Here is a 23,100-nt window from a genome sequence, read left to right on the forward strand (position 1 = left end):
GGCGAGGTAGCTGGGGAATGGGCCGGCCGGAACTCCCCACCTTTGGGCTTGGACCCCGACGGCGGCCCGCGCCACTACGCAGGCCGCAGTCGACGTCGGGCATCAGGAGCGGGGAGTTTCAGCGGTGTTCCTCAGACTGCCTCCAAAATCGAAACGTAGTTCGCGATGCCCACGCCGCCCATGTTCTGCACGGCTCCGCGGCGGGCGTTGGGCAGTTGCATGGCGCCGGCGGTGCCCGTGAGCTGCATGGCTGCGATGACGTGCTGGGACACGCCTGTCGCGCCCACAGGGTGGCCCTTCGCCTTGAGGCCGCCGGACACGTTGATGGGCAGCTTTCCGTCCTTGTAGACCCAGCCTTCCTGCACGGCCCGGGAGCCTTCGCCGCGCGGGGTCAGTCCCATGGCCTCGTACATGATCAGTTCGGCGATCGTGAAGCAATCGTGCACTTCGGCGAAGTCCAGTCCGTCGATACCGAGGCCGGCCATCCCCAGCGCGCGTTCCCAGGACACCCGCGTGGCGGCGAATTCGGTGGGGTCGCGGCGCTCTGCCGGGAAGAAGTCGTTCGCTTGCCCGAAGCCCGCCAGCCGTACGGGTTGGGTAGCAGCGCCCGACGCCGGGCCCAGGGAGAGCACGACGGCGGCGGCGCCGTCGGACACGGGGGAGCAGTCGGTGCGGCGCAGCGGTTCGGCAACCATGGGGTTCTTCTCGGAAACCGTCCGACAGAACTCCTCGCCGAAATCGCGGTGCATCTGCGCGTAGGGGTTGTCCATGCCGTTGTGGTGGTTCTTGGCGGCGATGGATCCGAGGATGTCGCTCAGACCTGCACCAGCGAAACCCGCTCCGTAGCGCTTCTCGTAGTGCTTGGCCACCTCGGCGAACAACCCCGTGAAACCGGTGGTAGAGGCCTTGCCCGCCATTTCGTAGGACGCGCCCAGAAGGGCTGCTCCGACAACGTCGGCTCCGGCGTCGGTCATCTTTTCGGCGCCGATCACCAGGACGTTGCGGGCCGTCCCGGCAAGCACGGATTTCACGCCCTGCTGGAATGCCGCGGATCCAGAAGCGCAGGCGTTCTCGGTCCTGGTTGCGGGCACGTTCGCCAGATCCTCGGACAGTTGCAGGGCCAGGGAGGACGTGAAGCCCAGGGGCTGCATGCCTGAGTTGAACTGGCCGAGGTAGATCTCGTCGATGTCCCGTGGCTCGAGTCCGGAGTTCCGGATGGCCTCCGCTGACACCTGGACGATCAAGGACTCCAGCGTCTCGTCCGTGAGTTTGCCGAACTTGCTGTGTCCCCAGCCGGTGAGGAGGACATCTTTGCCGAACTGGTCTTTCAGGCTCATGCTGTTGCTCCTTCGAGAGCGGAGGTGGTTTCCAATGCGACGGCGAACGCGGCCTCCGTTTTAGCGCGGAGTTCCTCCACGGTGACCCCCGGGGCGAGGCGGGTAAGGGTGAGCTGCCGCCCGCCGTCGTCGTTCCGCACAAGGTCAAACACCGCGAGGTCACTGACGATCCGGTCCACCACCCCCAGGCCGGTCAACGGCAGGGTGCATTCGCGGACGATCTTCGCGCTCCCGTCCTTGGCGTTGTGTTCGGTGAGGACCACGACGCGCGGAGTGCCGGCCACCAGGTCCATGGCACCGCCCATGCCCTTGACCATCTTTCCCGGAATGGTCCAATTGGCGAGGTCGCCGTTGCCGGAAACCTGCATGGCGCCGAGGATGGCAACCTTGACATGTCCGCCGCGGATCATCCCGAAGGACGTCGCGGAGTCGAAGATGCTGCCGCCGGGCAGGACCGTGACGGTCTGCTTGCCGGCGTTGATGAGGTCGGCGTCTTCCTCGCCTTCATACGGGAAAGGCCCCATGCCGAGTAGGCCGTTCTCGCTTTGCAGGACAACCCGCACGCCGTCGGGCAGGTTGTTGGCGACGAGGGTGGGAATGCCGATGCCGAGGTTGACGTAGTCGCCGTCGTGGAGTTCCTCGGCCGCAATGGCGGCCATTTCGTCTCGGGTCCATGCCATGGTGGTGCTCCTTCGCTGGTGGGTGCTTAAACGGCCAGGGCTTCAGTGCGGGTCCGCACGGTGCGCTGCTCGATGTCCTTGGGCCGGCCGCTCGCCTGGACCAGCCGCTGGACGTAGACGCCGGGTGTCACGATGTGGTTGGGATCCAATTCGCCGGGCTGCACGATCACTTCGGCCTCGGCAATGGTCACAATGCCCGCCGTCGCCACGACAGGGTTGAAGTTCCGGGCCGTGTACCGGTAGATCAGGTTGCCGTCCGTGTCCGCGGTGTGCGCGTGGACCAGTGCGACGTCGGCGACGATCCCGCGCTCGCGGACGTAGGTCACGCCGTCGAACTCCTCGAGCGGCTTGCCCTCGGCAACCAGGGTTCCGACGCCGGTCCGCGTGTAGAAGGCCGGAATCCCGGCGCCGCCGGCGCGGAGGCGCTCGGCGAGGGTGCCCTGCGGGGCGAACTCGACCTCAAGCTGGCCCGAGAGGTACTGCTCGGCGAAGAGCTTGTTCTCGCCCACGTAGGAGGCGATGACCTTGCGGACCTGGCCCGCTTCGATGAGGACACCGAGCCCCTTGCCGTCAATGCCCATGTTGTTGGAGACCACTGTCAGGTCCTTGACCCCCGAATCGCGGACAGCGTCGATCAGGTCCGCGGGGATGCCGCTGAGCCCGAAACCTCCGACGGCGATCGTCTGGCCGTCGCGCAGGACGTCCTGCAGTGCAACGGCTGAGCTGGGATGGATTTTGGCCATGGCTTTGTCCTCGTCTTTGAGTAAGGTCACCCAGCACATATCCACTTTGTGGACACTACGCCGGGCACGTCTGAACTAGTCGTCTGGCTTAGGAGCATATGGTGGCCCTGAGCGAAGGGTCAATGGCGTCGTGTGGCCCGCCACGCTGACCTCGCACAGTGTGGACGGTACTCTTGGAGGTGTCCACATTGTGGAGGAAGTCTTTGGAAGGGGAGAGGTGCCGACCCAACAGCCGCACGCAAAGCCCGTGCAGGCCGCCCAGGTGGTGGGCAGGGTAGCCGCGCTCCTCCGGCTCGTGGGACGCAAGCCGGAGGGCATGTCCATTGCTGGCCTGGTCCGCGAGTCCGGACTGACGCGCCCGACGGTGCATCGCTTGCTCGCATCGCTCGCGGCTGAAGGCCTGCTGGATCATGACCAGCGGACCGGCAACTGGATCCTGGGGCCTGAGATCTTCCTGCTGGGGTCCGTTGCGGCGGCGCGGTTCCCGTTTGAGGACCTGGCCCGGCCCAGCCTGCGACGCCTGGCCGAGGAGAGCGGCGAAAGCGCCTTCTATTCCATCCGTCGTGGCCACGAAACCGTGTGCGTGCTCCGAGAGGAAGGTAGCTTCCCTGTGCGCTCCTTCGTGTTGCACGAGGGCGTCCGGTTCCCGCTTGGCGTGGCGTCGGCCGGCACGGCGATCATGGCCTTCCTGACGGACGAGGAACAGCAAGTGATCCTCTCCGGGTGGGAACAGTACGCGGGGGAGTTCGCTGCCGGCCACAGCGAGGGCGTGGTGCGCCGGAACCTTGAGCAAACCCGATTTGCCGGGTACTCGGTGAATCCCGGGTTGGTCCTGGAGGGCAGTTGGGGGATGGCGGCTGCCGTTTTCGACCAACAGGGCAGGCCGGTCGGCGCCTTGTCCCTTACCGGCATCGAGCCGCGGTTCCGTCCTGAACGCCAGGAATTCCTCGGCAAGTTGTTGATGGAGGAAGCCCACCGCATGAGCTCCGCAAGAACCGACCACCTTTGAGCGGCAATGTCGGCACCCACGCCGCCATCCGGCGTCGGGTGCTTCCAAAGTGGTCGGGTGTTGAGGCGCTTCCAAATTAATTTTTGAAACTCACCCATCCCTGCAGCCCACACCTCCGAATAGCTGGCATAAGGACTTAGCCCCGCAAAGGTGAAGTGCTTTCACGCCGGAATCAACCGGCACCGAATGTCAGTCCGTTTGAAGGAGAAATGTCATGCTTGCTACAAAGCGCACGTCTTTTGCGATTGCCGGCCTCGCCGCTTCCGCCCTGTTGGGCCTCACCGCTTGTGGCGGCTCCGCTTCCACGGCTTCGCCGTCATCGGCGGCTCCGAGCTCGTCGTCCACCATGGCGGCGACCCCCTCCGCTTCGGCAAGCGCCGCGATGGACCCGACCAAAGACCTGGTCGGCCCGGGCTGTGCAGGCTACGCCTCCCAGGTTCCCAGCGGTGCAGGTTCCGTCGCCGGCATGGCTCTCGACCCCGTAGCCGTTGCCGCTTCCAACAACCCGTTGCTCAAGACCCTCACGGCCGCCGTGTCCGGCAAGCTGAACCCGAAGGTCAACCTGGTGGACACGCTTAACGGCAGCCAGTTCACCGTGTTCGCTCCTGTGGACAGCGCATTCGCCAAGATCCCGGCCGCCACCATCGACAGCCTCAAGACCGACGACGCCACCCTGAGCAAGATCCTCACCTACCACGTCATCCCCGGCCAGCTGACCCCGGACCAGATCGTGGGCACCCACAAGACCGTTGAGGGCGACTCGGTGACCGTCACCGGAAGCAAGGATGCACTCAAGGTTGACGGAGGTTCTGCCGTGATCTGCGGTGGCGTCCACACCGCCAACGCCACGGTGTACCTGGTTGACACCGTCCTGATGCCGAAATAAATCTCAATAACTTCAGTACAGATCATGCCCCTTAAGATTCGTCTTAGGGGGCATGGCCTTTGCCACAAATCCGAGGGGGATGAGTGAAGCCGTCAATCGTGTGGCTCCGGGACGATCTCCGGACCACGGACAACCCGGCGCTGCGGGCAGCAGTGGACGATGGAGCCGCCGTCGCGCTGTATGTCCTGGACGAGGAATCGCCGGGCATCAGGCCGCTCGGCGGTGCCTCCCGCTGGTGGCTGCATCATTCCCTGCTCACCCTTCGCGAAGAGCTCGCAACCTTGTGCGTGCCTCTCGTACTGCGCCGCGGACCGGCGGCGGAGATGGTCGGGGAAACCGCGACGGCGATGAGTGCAGGGTCGCTGTACTGGAACCGCCGTTATGGCGAACCGGAGCGAATGCTCGACGCCGGTATCAAGACCTGGGCGCGCGAGTCCGGGATGCATGCCGAGAGCTTCCAGGCATCCTTGCTCCATGAACCCTGGGCCGTGACCACGAAGCAGGGCGGACCCTTCAAGGTCTTCACGCCCTTTTGGCGGACTGTGTCCGGCTTGGATTTCCGCGAACCGCTGGAAGCTCCGGAACCGGGCCGCGGATTCTCCGGCCGGCTTCCCGGGTCCGAGGAATTGGACTCTTGGGGATTGTTGCCGCGGAGCCCCGATTGGTCTGCCGGATTGTCGGAAAGCTGGCAGCCGGGTTCGGCGCAGGCGCACGAACTTCTCGATGACTTCGTGGAGCGCGGGCTGGCGGACTATTCGGTGAACCGGGACCGTCCGGACTTGCCGGGCAGTAGCCGGTTGTCGCCGTTCCTGCGCTGGGGGCAACTCAGCCCGTTCGAGGTATGGCATGCCCAGCAGCGCCGGCGTCGGGAACTGGGCGACGGAGTGGCCGTTTTCGCCGCGGAACTCGGGTGGCGGGAATTCTGCTGGCACCAATACTTCCATCACCCGGATCTGGCGACGGCCAATTTGCGGCCCGGATTCGACCACTATCCGTGGGCCTGGCCCGGTGGCAAGGGCGATCAGTCCGAGGAGCCTGACGATCTCCTTCGAGCATGGCAGGAAGGCCGCACCGGCTTCCCCATGGTGGATGCCGGGCAGCGGCAATTGTGGCACACCGGATGGATGCACAACCGGGTCCGCATGGTTTCCGCCAGCCTCTTGGTGAAGAATCTCGGCATTCACTGGCAAGTGGGCGAGCAATGGTTCTGGGACACCCTGGTGGATGCCGATCCTGCGTCCAATCCCGCGAACTGGCAGTGGGTAGCCGGTTCCGGCGCGGACGCGTCGCCGTTCTTCAGGATCTTCAATCCGGAGACCCAGGCAGCGAAATTCGACCCCCGCGGAGGCTACGTTGGCCAGTGGATACCGGAGCTGGCCACGGCGGACTATCCGGAGCCGGTGGTGGATCTCAAGGCCTCGCGCCGGGAGGCTCTGGATGCCTACGGCAACCTGCCCCGTTGAACCGGGCCACCTGGGCACCAGCTGAGGTCCTCTAGAAATTAGTAGGAAGTCCGAGTATATTCGGGATCAAAGACGTCCCGGAGCGCAGTTGGACATGTGCTTTCGAGGCCGATGGCGGGCATTTCCCCTATGCAAAGGAGCATTCCATGGTGCGCGAACTTTCCCACTACATTGACGGCCAGAGGATCGACGGGACCTCCGGGCGCTTCAGCGATGTCTACGATCCCTGCACCGGCGAGATTCAGGCCAAACTTCCCTTGGCCAGCGCTGATGAGGTCAGGAACGCCATCGCGAACGCGGAAAAGGGCCAGCTCGAATGGGCTGCGATGAACCCGCAGCGCCGTGGCCGGATCCTGCTCAAGTTCGTGGACCTGGTCAACGAACACATGGACGAACTCGCCACGCTGCTCTCCTCCGAGCACGGCAAGACCTTCCCCGATGCCAAGGGCGACATCCAGCGCGGCATCGAGGTGGTGGAGTTCGCCGCCGGCGCGCCACACCTGCTCAAGGGCGAGTTCTCGGACAACGCCGGCACCGGCATCGACGTCCACTCATTGCGCCAGCCGCTCGGCGTTGTCGCCGGCATCACGCCCTTCAACTTCCCCGCCATGATCCCGCTCTGGAAGTCCGGCCCCGCGCTGGCTGCGGGCAATGCCTTCATCCTCAAACCGTCGGAGCGCGACCCCTCCGTGCCCCTTCGCCTGGCCGAGCTCTTCACCGAGGCCGGATTGCCGAACGGCGTCTTCAACGTCATCAATGGCGACAAGGAAGCGGTGGATGCCCTCCTTGAGGATCCGCGCGTGAAGGCCATCGGCTTTGTCGGTTCCACGCCGATTGCCCAGTACATTTACGCGACCGCGGCCGCCCACGGGAAGCGCGCCCAGTGCTTCGGCGGTGCCAAGAACCACATGGTGATCATGCCCGACGCCGATCTCGACATGGCCGCGGATGCGCTCATCGGCGCTGGCTTCGGCTCCGCCGGAGAGCGTTGCATGGCGATTTCCGTTGCGGTGCCGGTTGGCCAGGAGACGGCCGATGAGCTGGTTTCCAAGCTGCAGGACCGGATCAAGGGACTGAAGGTCGGCCCCAGCCTGGCCAAGGATTCGGACTTCGGCCCGGTGGTGGCAGCCTCGGCGAAGGAACGGATCGAGGGCTACATCCAAGCCGGCGTCGACCAGGGCGCCACGCTCGTCACCGACGGACGCGGCCTCACGGTGGACGGCTACGACGGCGGTTTCTGGGTTGGCCCGACCCTCTTCGACAACGTGACGAAGGACATGTCCATCTACAAAGAGGAGATCTTCGGCCCGGTCCTGAGCGTCCTCCGCGCAGCTGACTACGAAGAAGCGCTGCGGCTCTGCTCCGAGCACGAGTTCGGCAACGGCGTCGCGATCTTCACCCGCGACGGCGACGCTGCCCGGGACTTCGCGAGCCGCGTCGAAGTCGGCATGGTTGGCATCAACGTTCCCATTCCCGTCCCGATTGCCTACTACACCTTCGGCGGCTGGAAGGCCTCCGGCTTCGGCGACCTCAACCAGCACGGCGCGGACGCCTTCCGCTTCTACACCAAGACCAAGACGGTCACCACCCGTTGGCCCTCGGGCATCCGCCAGGGCGCCAGTTTCGTGATGCCGGCCGGCAGCTAATGGCCGAGGTCCTCTTCGAGAAGCGCGGCCACCTCGGCGTCATCACCCTGAACCGGCCCCAGGCCGTCAACGCCCTCACCAGCGGCATGGTGCACGCCATGCTGGAGCAACTCACCGAGTGGGCGGACGACGACGGCGTCAAGACGGTTTTGGTGCATGGCGCCGGGGAGCGTGGACTGTGCGCGGGTGGAGACATCGTGGCGATCTACGATGACATGCTGCGCCACGGCGGCCAGACAGCTGACTTCTGGGCTGCGGAGTACCGCTTGAACTCGCTCATTGCCCGGTATCCGAAGCCTTACGTGGCCTTCATGGACGGACTGGTCCTCGGCGGCGGGGTCGGTATCTCAGCCCACGGCTCGGTCCGCGTGGTCACCGAGCGGACACGCACCGGCATGCCGGAAACCACCATTGGGTTTGTGCCCGACGTCGGCGGGACCCTGCTGCTGTCCCGCTCGCCGGGGGAGTCCGGCACCTACGCCGCGCTTACGGGTGCCCACTTGAGCGGGGCCGATGCCCTGTTCCTGGGGCTCGCGGACCACTTCGTCCCGTCCGAAAGCCTCCCCGCCCTCGCGGAAGCGCTGGAAAGCTCGACGGCGGAGGCCGCCGTCGGGCGATTTGTGCAGGAACCGCCGGCCTCGGCGCTGTCCGGCCAGAGCGAGTGGATCGATGCCGCCTTTGCTTCGGATGACGCCGAGGAAATCGTCGCGAAGCTGCGCGCGGCCGGTGGGGACGCCGCCGCGGCCGCGGACACGATCGAGGCGAAGTCGCCAACAGCAGTGAAAGTGGCCCTGGAATCGTTGCGGCGCGTCCGGGGGCTCTCGCTCGAAGAGGCGCTGGAACAGGAATACCGGGTTGGCGTGCGCTGCCTGGCCGGCCCGGATTTCCGCGAGGGGATCCGCGCCCAAGTGGTGGACAAGGACCGCAACCCACAATGGAAGCCGGCTTCCCTCGCGGAGGTGTCGCCGGCCGCCGTCGAAGGCTTCTTCGCCTCGCTCGGCGATCGCGAACTCAAACTTCATTCAAAGGAGTCCGACCATGTCTGACGCAGTTTCCGGCACCATCGCTTTTCTCGGCCTTGGCCACATGGGCGGCCCCATGGCCGTGAACCTTGTCAAAGCGGGGCACCACGTGGTCGCGTACGATCCCGTGCCGGCGGCACTTGAGGCAGCCCGCGAACACGGCATCGCCACGGTGGATTCCGCTCCGGAAGCCGTCGCCGGTGCTTCCGTTGTCCTGACCATGCTGCCCAGCGGCAAGCACGTCCTGGATGCGTACCGGGGAGTCGACGGAGCACCGGGCCTTCTCTCGGTGGCGGCGCCGGACACACTGTTCCTGGATTGCTCCACCATCAACGTCGACGAGGCCCGCGAGGCCGCTTCCATTGCTTTGGAGGCCGGCCACCGCTCGGTCGACGCGCCCGTTTCCGGAGGCGTGGTTGGTGCCGAAGCCGGAACCCTGACCTTCATGGTGGGGGCGCTCCCAGAGGACTTCGAAACAGTGAAGCCGATCCTGGAACTCATGGGCCGGAGGATCGTCCACTGCGGCGACCACGGAGCCGGGCAGGCGGCCAAGGTCTGCAACAACATGATCCTGGGCGTTTCCATGATTGCCGTCAGCGAGGCGTTCGTCCTGGGCGAGAAGCTGGGCCTCACGCACCAAGCGTTGTTCGACGTCGCATCCAACGCCTCGGGGCAATGCTGGGCGCTCACCACCAACTGCCCGGTTCCCGGACCGGTCCCCACGAGCCCGGCCAACCGCGACTACCAGCCCGGATTCGCCGGAGCGCTCATGGCAAAGGACCTCCGGCTCGCGGTCAACGCGCTCGAGAGCACCGGAGTGGACGGGCAAATGGGACACCTGGCATCGCGGATTTACGATGCTTTCGCGGCCGAGGGCGGAGCCGGGCGTGATTTCTCCGGCATCATCACAGACATTCGGGACAAGTCCGCCAAGTAGCCTTGGCGGGAAGATTATTTCGGAGCAACCGACACAACTGAGCAACCGACAAAAGGGGCACGGCTTGGCGCAGCAGTACGAAAACATCCTGGTGGAAATCCGTGGACGGGTGGGCTTGGTGACCCTGAACCGGCCCAAGGCGCTCAATGCGTTGAACCAGGCCACCATGAATGAGATCGTGGCCGCAGTGTCGGACATGGATGCGGATCCCGGGGTGGGTGCCGTGGTGATCACCGGATCGGAGAAGGCCTTCGCGGCCGGCGCCGACATCAAGGAGATGGCCTCCAAGGGGTACATGGACATGTATGCCGCCGACTGGTTCCGCGCCTGGGAAAACCTCACTCGCCTGCGCATTCCCGTGATTGCGGCAGTGTCCGGTTTTGCCTTGGGCGGTGGCTGCGAACTTGCCATGATGTGCGATTTCATCATTGCCGGGGACAACGCCAAGTTCGGTCAACCGGAAATCAACCTCGGCGTCATTCCCGGCATGGGCGGCTCGCAACGGCTGACCCGGGCCGTGGGCAAGGCCAAAGCGATGGACATGATCCTCACTGGGCGGTTCATGGACGCCGAGGAAGCCGAGCGTGCAGGACTTGTTTCCCGCGTCGTGCCAGCCGATTCCGTGGTGGAGGAGGCGATGAAGGCCGCCGAGGTGATCGCGTCCAAGTCCAAGCCGGTTGCCATGGTGGCCAAGGAAGCCGTCAACGCAGCCTTCGAAACCGGCCTCTCCCAGGGTGTTTTGTTCGAGCGCCGGGTCTTCCACTCATTGTTCGCCACAGAGGATCAGAAGGAAGGCATGGCGGCGTTCACCGAGAAGCGCCAGCCGGAGTTCAAGAACCGTTGATCATCCATTGCTGAGTAACTGTCGTTCTGAAGGCTCAAAACGGCAGTTACTCAGCAATGGATGGAAAATTCGTTAGTCCGTGAAGTCGCCCGCGGCCTTGCGGAAGTCTCCCAGCACGCGGATCAGGTGCTCGACGTCGTCGTCCCCGAAGCCGGACTGGCCGAACACCTCGTTGTTGAGTGCCGTCGTCGCGCGCTTCGCGAGCGTGCGGCCCTCCGCGGTGAGCTCGATCAGCGTGGTGCGCCCGTCAGTGGGATGCGGGGAGCGGACCACGAGGGCGGCCTTCTCGAGGCGGTCGACGGCGTTGGTTACCGACGTCGGATGCACCTGGAGCAGCGCGCTGGCTTTGTTCATGGGCAACGCGCCGCTGCGGGCGAAACTCAGCAGGGCCAGGAGTTCGTAGCGCGCGAAGGTCAGGCCGTAGGGCTTCAAAACGCCTTCGATCCGCGCCAGCAGGATCTGCTGCGTGCGCATGATCGCGGTAATGGCCGCCATGGGCGCGGCGACTTCGCCCCAGCCGTGGCGCTCCCAGTTTCGCTGGGCGTCGGCGATGGGATCGCGGGGGAGTGGGCTGCCCACGGTGCCTCCTGACATTGCTTGGCTGCCTATTCTTTCAGACTCGGGAACTCATCCTCGGTGTACTCGACACCCAGGCCGGCAGGCAGCGGACCATCGCTGTGGCGGGCCACCTCCGTGCCTCGAAGCTCGACGCGCCGGATCTTGCCCGAAATGGTCTTGGGCAACTCACCGAATTCGAGCCGGCGGACGCGCTTGAACGGCGCCAGGTGCTGCCGGCAGTATCTGAGGATGTCCTCGGCAACAGCGGGTCCGGGCTCGTACCCGGCGGCGAGCACCACGAAGGCCTTGGGCACCGAAAGCTTGACCGGATCCGGAGAGGGTACGACGGCGGCCTCCGCCACTGCGGGATGCTCGATCAGGACGCTTTCGAGTTCGAAAGGGGACAAGCGGTAGTCGGAGGATTTGAACACATCGTCTCCGCGGCCCACGTAGGTGATGACTCCGTTCCCGTCCCGGCTGGCCATGTCACCCGTGTGGTAGTAACCGTCGCGGAACGCCTCGGCCGTCTTTTCCGGGTCGCCGAAGTAGGACTTCATGAGCCCTACGGGGCGGGGGTCCAAGCGCAAGCACAGCTCGCCGTCGTCAGCCTCTTCGCCAGTGGCCGGGTCGACAAGGACGACGTCGTAGCCCGGCAGCGGCCGCCCCATCGAACCGGTCTTGACCGGTTGGCCGGGGGTGTTGGCGACCTGGACTGTCGACTCCGTCTGGCCGAAACCGTCGCGGATGGTCTGCCCCCAGGCCCGCTCGACTTGCCCGATCACCTCGGCGTTGAGGGGTTCGCCCGCCGAAACCACCTTGGTTGGCGGGGTTTTGAGCAGGGTCAGGTCCGCCTGGATGAGCATGCGCCACACGGTGGGCGGGGCGCAGAAACTCGTGACGCCTTCGCGGCCCATCTGCTCCATGAGGGCCTTGGCGTCGAAGCGATCGTAGTTATAGACGAAGACGCAGGCCTCGGCGATCCACGGCGTGAAAACGTTGGACCACGCGTGCTTTGCCCAGCCGGGGGACGCCACGTTGAGGTGGACATCCCCGGGCTCCAGGCCGATCCAATACATCGTGGAGAGGTGTCCCACCGGGTACGAGGTGTGGGTGTGCTCCACCAGTTTCGCCCGCGACGTAGTGCCCGAGGTGAAGTAGAGGAGCATGGTTTCGTCAGCGGCGGTGGGGGCGTCCGGGACGAACGTCGACTCGGCGGAATCCGCTTCGGCGTACTGGAGGGCGCCAGGGGTCTGGCCGTCACCCACTTCAATGAGCGTGTAATCGCCCGGCACTTCGGCGAACTTGGCGATGTTGGCGCTCCCGACGGCGGCCCAGCGGGCGCCGCCGCGCTCCACGCGATCCGTGATGTCGCGCGGGCCCATGAGCGTGGTGGTGGGGATCAGGACCACGCCGAGTTTGATCCCGGCGAGCATGAGTTCCCACAGTTCCACTTGGTTGCCGAGCATGATGATCATGCGGTCGCCCCGCTGGACGCCCTTGGATCGGAGCCAGTTGGCAAGCTGCGAGGAGCGCGCGGAGAGCTCGGCGAAGCTGCGGCGGGCGGAACTGCCGTCCTGCTCGACGATCACCAGCGCAGGGTCGTTGGCCGTGCCGGGGTTATCAGCGATCTGGTCGAACCAGTCGAGTGCGAAGTTGAACTCGCTGAAACGGGGCCACTGGAAGTCGCTGCGCGCCCCTGAATAATCGGTGCGCAGCGCAAGGAGCCGATCGCGGGCTGCACGGAAGTCGTCGGTGACTGTCATTGTCTGCCTTTCGCCCTGCGTGTATGGGGAGTGCGAACCGGGGACGAACTCGCCGTGTGATCCGCCTCACCTGCAATATACTAGGACATCCAAGGGTTTGGAAGAGGCAGTGTTGCGGGGCTGCCCACTCTCACGCAGGGCACACTTTTGCGGGATGACGACGGCGGCGCCCCCGCCACGGCGCGGGAGACCGCCGTCGTGCGCTGCCAAAAGGCGCTCAGCGTGACGGAGGCCCCGGGTTCAGGCGACTGCTACTTCCACCATGTGTCGAAAATCGTGACCGGAACAGTGCGCTTGTGTCGGGTGCGCAGGTACTTCTGCTCGATGGTCTCTGCCACCTCGTCCGAGACTTGCCGGCCTTCGAGGTAGTCATCGATCTGGTCGTACTTGATGCCAAGCTCGTCCTCGTCGGTGCGGCCGGGCTTGCCGTCCAGGAGGTCGGCCGTGGGGACCTTGTCCCAAATGCGGGATGGGGCGCCCAGCTCGGCGAGGAGTGCGCGGTTCTGCCGCTTGTTGAGGCCGAAGAGCGGCAGGATGTCCGCACCGCCGTCGCCGTACTTGGTGAAGAATCCGGTGACGGATTCGGCTCCGTGGTCCGTGCCGATGACGAGGTAGTTGTGCTCGCCGGCGAGGGCGTACTGGGCGGTCATACGGGCCCGGGCCTTCGTGTTGCCCTTGTGGAAATCCGAGATGCGCGCGCCCGTGGTCTTCTCGAACTCATCTTCGAAACCGTCCACGGCGCGTGAGATATTGAACGTCCATTCCGTCTTGGCCTGGATGAAATCCAGCGCGGCCTGGGCGTCTTCCTCATCATGCTGGGCGCCATAGGGGAGCCGGACGGCCACGAAATTGGCCTCCACGCCCTCGGCCTCAAGCTCCTCGACCGCCAGCTGGGCAAGGCGCCCGGCGAGCGAGGAATCCAGTCCGCCGGAAATGCCCAGGACAAAGCCCTTGGTGTGCGTGGCCTTGAGATATTCCTTCAGGAACGTGACGCGTTTGCGGACCTCCCCGGCTGGGTCGATCCGGGGCTGGACGCCCATTTCCGCAATGATCGTGGCCTGGAGTGTGCGCATGTCCCCAACACTAGTAACCAGCACTTGAAACACTCAACTGTGTCACCCCATGTGTTGCACCCCGGAACGACTGTCCCCACCCAACTGACTCGCAGTTGTTGTCGTTCTGAGCGCCGAAAACGACAACAAATGCGAGCTAGTTGGGCGGCCCGGGCTGGTTCAGTCGGGCGCGCAGGGGGCACTCACCGCACCGGCGCGGCGCCCGTCGATGCCCGCACCGTGAGATGCGTTGGCATGACTGCCAGGCGCCGGCTGGTCCCGCCGTACTGGGGATTCAACCGGGACAGGAGCATGGAGACTGCCACGCGCCCGGCTTGTTCGATGGGGGACGCCATGGTGGTGAGCGGCGGGTTGCAGAAATCGGCTCCGAAGATGTCGTCACAGCCCACGATGCTCATGTCGTCGGGCACGCGGATGCCCCGTTCACGCAGGCGCTGCAGCATTCCGATGGCCAGCAGGTCGTTGAAGACGATGCACGCCGAGGCTCCCGTGTGCACCGCGGCGTCCGCTGCGGCCGCTCCCGAGGTGGTCTTGGGTGCGAACGGCCCCACGCTGAAGGTGGTCAGCCCCCGTTCCGTGGTTTCTTCCTGGAACGCTTGCCACCGCTTGGCATTGGACCAGGAGGTGGCCGGGCCTCCGACGAAGCAGATCCTCGTGTGCCCCAGGGAGACCAGGTGTTCCAGTGCCTGGATGATGGCCGACGGCGTATCGATCACCACGGTGGGTGCGATTGCCGGAGCCCGGTTGATGGTGACCAGGGGCTGTTGTGCCGCCGCTTCGGCGAGCTGTGCGTCCGTCAGGCGGGACGCCGCAAGGATGAATCCGTCTGCCGAGCGGCGCATCTTCTGCAGCGCATCTGCCTCCATCTCCGCTGATTCCTCGGTGTCAACGAGCAGTTGCGTGTAGCCGGCGGCCTTCAACTGGTGTTGCGCCCCACGGATGATGTCGAAATAGAACGGATTGGTGATGTCCGGAACCAGGACGGCAACGGTCTGGGTGCGTCCGGAGCTGAGCCCGCGCGCCTGCGAGCTCGGAATGTAATTCAATTGCGCGGCTGCTTCTTCGATGCGCTCGCGGGTCACGTGGTTCACGCGCCCGGGATTACTCAGGGCCCTTGAAACTGTTGACGTCGCCACTCCCGCAAGTTCCGCGACGTCGCGGATCGTGGGCTGCCTGCCCGGTGACTGGAGCTGGAGTTCTGCCATGGTCTAGGTGTTCCTCATCTGCCGCAGCCGCTCAACAACGAGTGACTTGTCCCACAATTGCAGCACCGATGACAATTTTTGGCAATCGCTTGTCATCGCTGTTTGGCGTGCCTAGACTCGGAGAAATCACCCGATGTGACGCGCACCACGCCAATGAGGCCATCGGGCTCCAGGGAGGAAAACAATGAAGTTTGCATCGTCCGCCAAATTTGCCGCTGTTGTCGTAACAGCCGCCCTAGCTTTGACCGCCTGCGGAGGCGGCAACAGCAGCTCCGGGGGGAGCGCAGGACCCGTTGACGGAAAGGGCAAGAAGTTGAGCGTCCTGACCGGCGTCAACAACCAGTACTCTGCCCAGCAAAAGCAGTGGTTCACCGACATTGCGGCCAAGTTCAAGGCGCAGACCGGTGCCGATATCGAATTCGAAACCTTCGCGTCGGCCAACGATGAACTGACCCGCATCCAGACGTCCGTCGTCTCCGGACAGGGACCTGACGTTTACAGCCTCGGCACCACGTTCACGCCCACGGCGTATGCAACCAAGGCTTTCGTGACGCTGACCGACGACGACTGGAAGAAGATTGGCGGGAAGGACAAGTTCAACCCCGCCGCCCTCGGAATTTCCGGCCCCGATGCCCAGCACCAAGCCGGCATTCCCTTCGTCAGCCGGCCGTTCGTGATGGCTTACAACAAGGACATCCTGAAAGCCGCCGGGATCGACAAGCCCGCCACCAGCTGGGACGAGCTCGCCGCACAGGCCAAGAAAATGACCAACCCGGCCACTGGCACCTTCGGACTCGCCACCGGCTACAAGGACAACTTTGACCCCTGGAAGTTCATCTGGGCCATGTCCGTCCAGGCAGGAAACCCGCTCGTGGACGGCAAGACGCTCAAGCTTGACGACCCGGCCGTCAAGAAGGCCTACCAGACCTACTTCGGATGGCTGACCACGGACAAGATCGTCGATCCGGCTTCCATCGGGTGGAGCAACAGCAACGCCGTCGCAGCCTTCGCCTCGGGCAAGGCGGGATACCTCATGATGACGACGTCGAGTTCCCTCCCGACGCTCGACAAGTCGGCGGTCGCGGGCAAGTACGCCTACACAGCCATGCCGACCACGGCCCCCGGCCAGACCTCTCCGCAGGGCGACGCCGCGAATGCAGCCAGCATCCTGTCAGGTGACAACGTGGTTGTTGCCGACTACTCGAAGCAGAAGGACCTTGCCTTCGCTTACATCAACCTGATCACGTCCAAGGACGAGCAGTTGAACTTCCAGAAGATCTTCGGCGACCTGCCTGCCAACGCCGAAGCCCTGAAGGCGCTGAACAACCCCGCTCTCCAACCGGTTGCCGACACCGCTGCAAAGTCCAAGGCCACGCCGTTCACCGGAGCGTGGGGCGACATCCAGCTGGCTCTCCTCAACGTCGTGGTCCAGTCGATCCCCGATCTCTCCAAGGGATCCGTCGACGACTCGAGCCTCGAGGCCCGTCTCAAGGACGCCCAATCCAAGGGCCAGGCCTCGCTTGACCGGGCATCGAAGTAAGTAGGAAGTGACATGTCCACCGATTCATTGACTGCGGGCAAGTCCACGCGCCGCAAGTCGTCCCGCGCCTCAAAGCCGGACCCGCAGTCACCGGACGACACCTCCCGGCGCCGCAAGGGGCTGAGCGAACGCAACCGCCCCTTGTGGATGCTGATTCCAGGCGGCCTGCTGATGGTGATCATCATCGTGGTGCCGCTCCTGCTCGGGATCTTCATGTCGGGCCTGGATCTGGACCAGTATTCGCTGCGCCAGTGGGTCAGCGCTCCGTTCATCGGAGTCCAGAATTTCGTCGAAGCGCTGACCGCATCGCCTTTGCTGCACGCCATCTGGCTCAGCGTCAGCTACTCCTTGATCGCCATGGTGGTCACGATCCCGCTCGGCATCGCCGGCGCCGTCGCCACCCAGAACGCGTTCAAGGGCCGGGCGGTGATCCGTTCCATCTTCCTGATCCCCTACGTCCTTCCCTCCTTCGTGGTGGCGACGGTGTGGCGGACCATGTTCCAGCCGGGCAGCGTCATCGACTCGATGCTGCATTCTGTGGGCATAGACCCCGGCCTGTGGCTCAATGGTCCGCAGTCATATTGGACGCTGATCCTGGTCCAGATCTGGGCATCGTGGCCGTTTGTCTACCTGCTGGCATTGTCCGGGCTCCAGTCCGTGGACCATGAGGTCCACGAGGCCTCGGCCCTTGACGGTGCGCTGTGGTGGAACAAGCTCCGCTATGTGGTCTTCCCTTATCTCAAGGGTCCGCTCTCCTTGGCGTTCCTGATCGGCATGCTGCACCACATCAACAACTTCACCTTGCCGTTCGTCCTGTTCGGGGTTCCTGCTCCGTCCGATGTGGAGCTGCTCCCGATCCTCACCTACGTCACCAGCTTCCAGAGCTTCCGGTTCGGGCTCAGCGCGGCCATGGCGTTCATCTCGCTGATCCTGATCGCGATCCCCTTGTTCGTCTATCTGCGGGCCGTCAAACTCGACGACGCCGAGACTCCCGGAGGCAAAAAGTGAGCACCGCAACTACCGCCGTCGGACGCACATCGAGCGAAGACTTCCGCCCGGGCTCCAAACGCCAGCACGAAGTAACCCGGCTCATGCCTGGGCCCATGCTCGCCATCATCCTCACGGTGTTGTGCGCCTTGGTGCTCATTCCCGTGGCGTACATCTTCCTGGCGTCCGTGAACTCGGACATCGGCGTGGCCCGTGGCGAGTTCTTCCCGTCCAGTTTCTCCTTTGAGAACTACTCCACGATCTGGTCGAGTGTTGGACTGGCCACGGGCCTGGCCAACAGCGTGCTCGTGGCCGGGTCCACCGCCGTCGTCTCCGCCCTCATGTCGATCGCCACCGCCTACGTGCTGGTCCGCTACCAGTTCCGTGGCCGGTTGACGATCCTTCGCGGGCTCCTGGGACTCCAGTCGGTTCCCGGCACCCTCATGGTCCTTCCGGTCTTCGTGCTGTTCTCGTCTTCCGCGAGCTACCTGGGCATCCAGATCATCGGCACCCAATGGGGTTTGTTCATCACCTACCTGACGTTCGCGATGCCGTTCTCCACCTGGGTGATGGTCACCTACCTGCGCGGCCTGCCGCGTGAACTCGAAGAGGCGGCAAGGATCGACGGCGCCAGCAACCTGGGCGTGCTGGTGCGGATCATCCTCCCGCTGAGCTGGCCCGGCGTGGTCGTTTCCGGTATTTTCGCCTTCCTGCTCGGTTGGAACGACGTCCTGTTCGCCTCTGTCATGACGCGGCCCGAAAGCCAGACTGCCGCCGTCGCGCTCCAGATCTTCGGTGCCTCGCAAGAGGGCGGCGCGATTCCCTTCTACGGCCAGATGATGGCAGCTTCCCTTGTGTGTGCTGCCCCGGTGGTCATCCTGTACCTGATTTTCCAGCGTTACCTAGTGGGCGGCCTGACCGCCGGAGGAGTCAAGTAAGTTATGAGCACGCCAGCTGTTGAATGGGAGCTCTCGGGCTTCGGCGACGAGATCGACGACGACCCCAAGATCCAGATTGCCGTGATGCAGGCACTGGGAGCGAGCCACATTGAAGTCCGCAGCGCCTGGGGCACCAACATCGTGGATTTGGATGAGGCGCAGCTTCGCGAACTGAAGTCCTTGCTGGATGCGGCGGAAATGAAGGTTTCCGCGATCGCGTCGCCGATCGGGAAGGTGGACGTTTCCCTTCCCGTGGAGCACGAGGTGGAACGCCTTCGCCGTGCAGTCAACGCCGCCCAGGTCCTGGAATCGCGTTACATCCGGATCTTCTCCTTCTACTACGGCGAGGACGTGGCGGTGGAGAGCATCCGGGATGCTGTCATCGAACGCATGCGGGCCCTCGCGGACGTGGCGGAGGAGTCCGGCGTCGTACTGCTGCACGAAAACGAGAAGGACATCTACGGGGACATCCCCGAACGGGTCCTGGACATCATCGAAACCGTGGCGTCTCCCGCGCTCAAAGTGGCTTGGGACGCGGCCAACTTCGTCCAGGTAGGCGTCAAGCCTTTCGAGGACGGCTACGCAAAGCTAAGGCCACACCTTGAATACCTGCAGGTCAAGGATGCCCTGTTCTCGAACGCCACCGTGGTTCCGGCGGGCGAGGGCGACGGCGATGTCCTCCGCACGGTTGAGGCCTTGAAGGCGGACGGGTACACCGGATTCGCGAGCCTCGAGCCACACTTGGCCGGTGCCCACGGGCTGGGCGGTTTCTCCGGCCCGACGGCGTTCGGCATCGCGGCGAGGGCGTTCGCGAAAGTCCTCAATGAAGCAGGAGTGGAGACGAAGTGAGCGAAACCTCAAATGCTCCGGGCGCTCCCGCGGAGATCCGGGCCGCGATCGTAGGGTGCGGCGTCATCGGCCGCACCCACTCGGCCGCGGTCCGCGAATTCCCGGAGGTGGTGGTCACCGCGTTGGTGGATGTGATCCCCGAAGCCTCCGAGGCGCTGGCCGCCAAGATCGAAGCCCAGGGCGACCCGAAGCCGGCAGTCTTCCTGACGCTGGCCGAGGCGCTCGCCGCCGCACCAGTGGACCTGGTCATCATCGCGACGCCCAGCGGCCTGCACATCCAGTTGGCGCTGGAAGCGCTCGACGCCGGCAAGCACGTGGTGATCGAAAAGCCCCTTGACGTTGACTTGGGCAAGGCAGACGAGATCCTGGCTGCGGCCAAGGCTGCCGAGGCCAAGGGCTTGGTGGCAAGCGTGATCAGCCAGCACCGCTTCGATCCGGCCAGCCGGGTGGTGGACGAGGCCCGTCGGGACGGACGCTTCGGCACACTGACCTCGGCCGTCGCCTCGGTCAGCTGGTGGCGGAGCCAGGGCTATTACGATTCGGGCGCATGGCGCGGAACCTGGGCCATGGACGGCGGAGGCGCCATCATGAACCAGGGCGTTCACACCGTGGACCTGCTTTTGTGGTTCCTCGGGCGGCCCCTTGAGATCAGCGCCAAAACCGCGCTCCTCGCCCACGAGGGTGTGGAGGTGGAGGACACCGCCGTGGCCACCGTGACCTTCGAATCCGGCGCCCTTGCCGTGTTGCACGCGACGACGGCGGCGTACCCGGGCTTGACGGTCCGCCTCCAGGTCATGGGCAGCAAGGGTTCCGCCGTGATCGACAACGACGACCTCGCATACTTCCACGCGTCCGACGCCGCTGATCCTTCGGAAAGCAGCGCCATGGGCATCCTCGGGGGCGGGAACCAGGCCGCCGTCGAGCTCGCCAAATACCCGGACGACACCGTCGAAGCGCTGGATCCCACGGTCTATCCGGCTGGACATGTCCGGCAGTACCGCGACATCATCGCCGCGATCCGGGAAGGGCGCCCCGCGGGCGTTACCGTACGGGACGCCGTGACCGCCCTGGCTACCGTGCGTGCCCTGTATGTCTCGGCAACCTTGGGCCAGCCCGTGCTGGTCGACGATGTCATTGCCGGCAAGTACAACGACGTGGAGGTCCGCACAGGCGGGGCCGCTGGCCAGCAGGGAGCCAATCGCGAAGAGGTATCGGCATGAAGTTCTCCGTGTTCACCGCTTCCACTCCCGAGTGGTCGCCGCAGGAAGCCGCCACGAAGCTTGCAGCCCAGGGGTGGGACGGCATCGAATGGCGCGTCACGGACCAGGCGGACGCAGCGGAACCAGGCTTCTGGGCAGGGAACCGTGCCACCTGGCCCATGACGGGATTGGAAGACTCGATCCCGGAGATTGCCCGGCTCACCGCTGACGCAGGGTTGGAATTCTCCGGCCTCGGCGGTTACGCCCGCTGCGACAACCACGCCGACGTCGATCGCGTCCTCGCGGCGACCGCGGCCTTGGGTGCCAGGCAGGTCCGGGTCAACGTGCTGCCGCTGGGCAACTCGAACATGGGCGGGCCGGAACCCACGGGCCTGTCCTACCCGGAACTCTTTGCCGCCACCCGGGAGCACTACGAGTGGGTTGCTTCCCGCGCTGCACATCACGGTGTCAAAGCCCTCGTGGAACTGCACCATGGAACCGTGACGGCATCGGCCTCCTCGGCACGGCGATTGCTGGAAGGCCTGGACCCGCAGCATGTCGGGGCCATCCACGACCTTGGCAACTTGCTGATCGAGGGCTGGGAATCACCGTTGCCCGCACTCCAGCTCCTTGGCCCCTATTTGGCACATGTCCACGTGAAGAACGCCCGCTGGGTCCGCACCGACTCGAAGGACGAATCGGGAGCGGCCGTGTGGGTCAACGAATGGGCCCCTCTTGCCGAAGGCCAGGCAAGTGTCCTCGCCTACTTCCGTGCGCTCGCAGACGTCGGCTACGACTCCTGGGTCACGCTGGAGGACTTTTCCACCGAGCTTCCCTTGGAGGAACGGACTGCGTCGAACCTGGCGTACGTCCGCAAGGCAGCTGCCTTGGCGGGGTTCGCCGTCGTCGATCCCGCATCGGCACCCTGACGGCCCGGGCCGTCAGCGCCTAAACACAGCAGCCGCTCAAAACCAGCAGCCGCTCAAACACAGCAGCCGCTTGCCTGTCGGAGGCAAGCGGCTGCTGTGTTGTGGTGTCTAGATGGTGCGTGGTGCCTTCGCCAGGTTGTCCTTGAGCTCGGCGGCGTTCTGCCGGACCACGTAGGCCGGGCGGTCGCGCTCCACGCGCCAGCTCTCGTCGAGCGGTCCGATGTTGACGGTGTCGAAGCCGAACTCGTCGTAGAGCTTCTCCACGAGTTCGGCGGCCTCGGGGTAGTCGCTTGCGGTGGCCAGCGCGCGGCGGTTTTCGGTGCCCGCCGGGGTGCCGTCGGTGCCGATCTGCTTCGCCATGATGTGGTTGAAGCCCTTGGCCACCTTGGACGTGGGCAAGTGCTTCTGCAGCAGACCGGACGTGGTGGCTTCGCCCTTGTCCAGCTCAGGGATGCGGCCGTCGCGCTCCCAGTAGTAGTTGTTCGTGTCGATCACAATCTTGCCCGCGAGCGGCTCCACGGGAATGTCCTGGTAGCTCCTGAGGGGCACGGTCACGACGGCGAAATCGCCCGCCGCTGCCGCCTCGGCCGGTGTGGCGGCACGGGCATGTGCGCCAAGCTCCGCCACCAGTTCCGCAAGGGTTTCCGGTCCCCGGGAGTTGCTGATCACTACGTCATAGCCGAGTTCGACCGCCTTGCGGGCGACTTGGCTGCCAATGTGTCCTGCACCGATGATTCCGATTGTTGTCATACGTGCGGCAACACCGTCTTCGGCGCAGATATTTCATAGGTTACGGCGAGTGACGTGCAGGCGACGTGGGGTTTCCGTGACGGTGTCCATTCCCTTGGGTCCAACGGCTTTACGTAGAATAGGCACCATGACTGTCGCCTCTGATGCTGCCACCGCCACTGCCGCTGCCCGTGCCCGCCTTCTTGAATTGATCAAGGAACTGGCGGTCGTCCGCGGCAAGGTGATCCTTTCCAGCGGTGCCGAGGCGGACTACTACATCGACCTGCGGCGCATCACCCTCCACCACGAGGCTTCGAAGCTGGTTGGCCAGGTCATGCTTGCCATGATCGACGACGCCGGAATCGCCGTTGAGTGCGCCGGTGGCCTGACCATGGGTGCGGACCCGGTCGGAACCGCCGTGATGCACGCCGCCGCCGACGCCGGGCGCGCCGTTGACGCCTTCGTGGTGCGCAAGGCGCAGAAGTCCTACGGCATGGGCCGCCAAGTGGAAGGTCCCTCGGTGGAGGGCCGCAACGTCGTGGTTCTCGAAGACACCTCAACCACCGGTGGCTCGGCGCTGACCGCCGTCGAGGGTGTCCGCAAGGCCGGTGGCAACGTGGTGGCCGTGGCCGTCATTGTGGACCGCAACACGGGCGCCAAGGAAAAGATCGAGGCCGAAACCGGTGTGCCGTACCTCTTCGCCTTCGGCAAGGACGAGCTGGGACTCGACTGATTTCTTACAAGCCTGGGCGGGTTTGGGGGA

Annotated in this window: 22 protein-coding genes; 14 read left to right on the top strand and 8 right to left on the bottom strand. The window is 64.8% G+C overall.

Going from position 1 to position 23,100, the window contains the following annotated elements; translation table 11 throughout:
• Positions 1-131 precede the first annotated feature (131 nt).
• From KNN17_RS02320 to KNN17_RS02330, 3 genes are read right to left on the bottom strand one after another with little or no spacing between them, the layout of a single operon-like run.
• Positions 132-1,337, bottom strand: coding sequence for an acetyl-CoA acetyltransferase (locus KNN17_RS02320; RefSeq protein WP_241707328.1), 1,206 nt, complete (start codon positions 1,335-1,337; stop codon positions 132-134).
• The gene (locus tag KNN17_RS02325; RefSeq protein WP_241707329.1) at positions 1,334-2,017 is read right to left on the bottom strand and encodes a CoA transferase subunit B; all 684 of its coding nucleotides are present in this window, start codon (positions 2,015-2,017) and stop codon (positions 1,334-1,336) included. Before KNN17_RS02325 ends, KNN17_RS02320 begins: the two co-directional genes overlap by 4 nt.
• Before the next feature lie 26 nt (positions 2,018-2,043).
• A complete protein-coding gene (locus KNN17_RS02330; protein WP_241707368.1) occupies positions 2,044-2,760 on the bottom strand; it encodes a CoA transferase subunit A in 717 nt (238 codons plus the stop codon).
• A 217-nt stretch (positions 2,761-2,977) separates the two neighbouring features.
• Between KNN17_RS02330 and KNN17_RS02335 the strand changes: the two genes are divergently transcribed.
• The 7 genes from KNN17_RS02335 to KNN17_RS02365 all read left to right on the top strand — a co-directional run bounded on the left by KNN17_RS02335 (position 2,978) and on the right by KNN17_RS02365 (position 10,567).
• Positions 2,978-3,769, top strand: coding sequence for an IclR family transcriptional regulator (locus tag KNN17_RS02335; RefSeq protein ID WP_241707330.1), 792 nt, complete (start codon positions 2,978-2,980; stop codon positions 3,767-3,769).
• A gap of 214 nt (positions 3,770-3,983) precedes the next feature.
• Positions 3,984-4,655: a fasciclin domain-containing protein gene (locus tag KNN17_RS02340; protein WP_078106798.1), complete on the top strand. Its 672-nt coding sequence runs from the start codon at positions 3,984-3,986 to the stop codon at positions 4,653-4,655.
• Between the two features lie 83 nt (positions 4,656-4,738).
• On the top strand, positions 4,739-6,118 hold the full coding sequence (locus tag KNN17_RS02345; protein ID WP_241707331.1) for a cryptochrome/photolyase family protein: 1,380 nt from the start codon (positions 4,739-4,741) through the stop codon (positions 6,116-6,118).
• 146 nt (positions 6,119-6,264) lie between these two features.
• Positions 6,265-7,764, top strand: coding sequence for a CoA-acylating methylmalonate-semialdehyde dehydrogenase (locus tag KNN17_RS02350; protein ID WP_241707332.1), 1,500 nt, complete (start codon positions 6,265-6,267; stop codon positions 7,762-7,764).
• A complete protein-coding gene (locus tag KNN17_RS02355) occupies positions 7,764-8,810 on the top strand; it encodes an enoyl-CoA hydratase/isomerase family protein (protein ID WP_241707333.1) in 1,047 nt (348 codons plus the stop codon). The genes KNN17_RS02350 and KNN17_RS02355 overlap by 1 nt, the downstream gene beginning before the upstream one ends.
• Entirely contained in the window at positions 8,803-9,723 is a 921-nt protein-coding gene (gene mmsB, locus KNN17_RS02360) for a 3-hydroxyisobutyrate dehydrogenase (RefSeq protein WP_241707334.1), read from the top strand. Before KNN17_RS02355 ends, mmsB begins: the two co-directional genes overlap by 8 nt.
• A gap of 64 nt (positions 9,724-9,787) precedes the next feature.
• Positions 9,788-10,567, top strand: a complete 780-nt coding sequence (locus KNN17_RS02365) for an enoyl-CoA hydratase (RefSeq protein WP_241707335.1) — start codon at positions 9,788-9,790, stop codon at positions 10,565-10,567.
• 72 nt (positions 10,568-10,639) lie between these two features.
• On the opposite strand, the gene KNN17_RS02370 is transcribed toward KNN17_RS02365, so the two are convergent.
• The 4 genes from KNN17_RS02370 to KNN17_RS02385 all read right to left on the bottom strand — a co-directional run bounded on the left by KNN17_RS02370 (position 10,640) and on the right by KNN17_RS02385 (position 15,166).
• The gene (locus tag KNN17_RS02370) at positions 10,640-11,146 is read right to left on the bottom strand and encodes a MarR family winged helix-turn-helix transcriptional regulator (protein ID WP_078106894.1); all 507 of its coding nucleotides are present in this window, start codon (positions 11,144-11,146) and stop codon (positions 10,640-10,642) included.
• Between the two features lie 26 nt (positions 11,147-11,172).
• Complete coding sequence (locus KNN17_RS02375; protein WP_241707336.1) at positions 11,173-12,888, bottom strand: AMP-binding protein; 1,716 nt, start codon at positions 12,886-12,888, stop codon at positions 11,173-11,175.
• A 251-nt stretch (positions 12,889-13,139) separates the two neighbouring features.
• The gene (gene nadE, locus KNN17_RS02380; RefSeq protein WP_241707337.1) at positions 13,140-13,961 is read right to left on the bottom strand and encodes an ammonia-dependent NAD(+) synthetase; all 822 of its coding nucleotides are present in this window, start codon (positions 13,959-13,961) and stop codon (positions 13,140-13,142) included.
• A gap of 182 nt (positions 13,962-14,143) precedes the next feature.
• Positions 14,144-15,166, bottom strand: a complete 1,023-nt coding sequence (locus KNN17_RS02385) for a LacI family DNA-binding transcriptional regulator (protein WP_241707338.1) — start codon at positions 15,164-15,166, stop codon at positions 14,144-14,146.
• Between the two features lie 184 nt (positions 15,167-15,350).
• Here KNN17_RS02385 and KNN17_RS02390 point away from each other — a divergent pair, with 184 nt between their 5' ends.
• From KNN17_RS02390 to KNN17_RS02415, 6 genes are all read left to right on the top strand, one after another.
• Complete coding sequence (locus KNN17_RS02390) at positions 15,351-16,706, top strand: ABC transporter substrate-binding protein (protein WP_241707339.1); 1,356 nt, start codon at positions 15,351-15,353, stop codon at positions 16,704-16,706.
• Between the two features lie 12 nt (positions 16,707-16,718).
• Complete coding sequence (locus KNN17_RS02395; RefSeq protein WP_078106788.1) at positions 16,719-17,714, top strand: carbohydrate ABC transporter permease; 996 nt, start codon at positions 16,719-16,721, stop codon at positions 17,712-17,714.
• 83 nt (positions 17,715-17,797) lie between these two features.
• Positions 17,798-18,631: a carbohydrate ABC transporter permease gene (locus KNN17_RS02400; protein ID WP_241707369.1), complete on the top strand. Its 834-nt coding sequence runs from the start codon at positions 17,798-17,800 to the stop codon at positions 18,629-18,631.
• Positions 18,632-18,634: 3 nt separating this feature from the next.
• Positions 18,635-19,480: a sugar phosphate isomerase/epimerase family protein gene (locus tag KNN17_RS02405; protein WP_241707340.1), complete on the top strand. Its 846-nt coding sequence runs from the start codon at positions 18,635-18,637 to the stop codon at positions 19,478-19,480.
• A complete protein-coding gene (locus KNN17_RS02410; RefSeq protein WP_241707341.1) occupies positions 19,477-20,700 on the top strand; it encodes a Gfo/Idh/MocA family protein in 1,224 nt (407 codons plus the stop codon). The genes KNN17_RS02405 and KNN17_RS02410 overlap by 4 nt, the downstream gene beginning before the upstream one ends.
• On the top strand, positions 20,697-21,608 hold the full coding sequence (locus tag KNN17_RS02415) for a sugar phosphate isomerase/epimerase family protein (RefSeq protein WP_241707342.1): 912 nt from the start codon (positions 20,697-20,699) through the stop codon (positions 21,606-21,608). The genes KNN17_RS02410 and KNN17_RS02415 overlap by 4 nt, the downstream gene beginning before the upstream one ends.
• Before the next feature lie 108 nt (positions 21,609-21,716).
• On the opposite strand, the gene KNN17_RS02420 is transcribed toward KNN17_RS02415, so the two are convergent.
• Positions 21,717-22,358: an NADPH-dependent F420 reductase gene (locus KNN17_RS02420; protein ID WP_241707343.1), complete on the bottom strand. Its 642-nt coding sequence runs from the start codon at positions 22,356-22,358 to the stop codon at positions 21,717-21,719.
• A 127-nt stretch (positions 22,359-22,485) separates the two neighbouring features.
• Here KNN17_RS02420 and pyrE point away from each other — a divergent pair, with 127 nt between their 5' ends.
• Positions 22,486-23,070 carry an orotate phosphoribosyltransferase gene (gene pyrE, locus KNN17_RS02425; RefSeq protein ID WP_078106782.1) on the top strand — a complete coding sequence of 195 codons (585 nt, stop codon included), beginning with the start codon at positions 22,486-22,488 and terminating at the stop codon, positions 23,068-23,070.
• Positions 23,071-23,100 lie beyond the last annotated feature (30 nt).

It is taken from the genome of Arthrobacter bambusae (assembly GCF_022606295.1).
Lineage (GTDB): Bacteria > Actinomycetota > Actinomycetes > Actinomycetales > Micrococcaceae > Arthrobacter > Arthrobacter bambusae_A.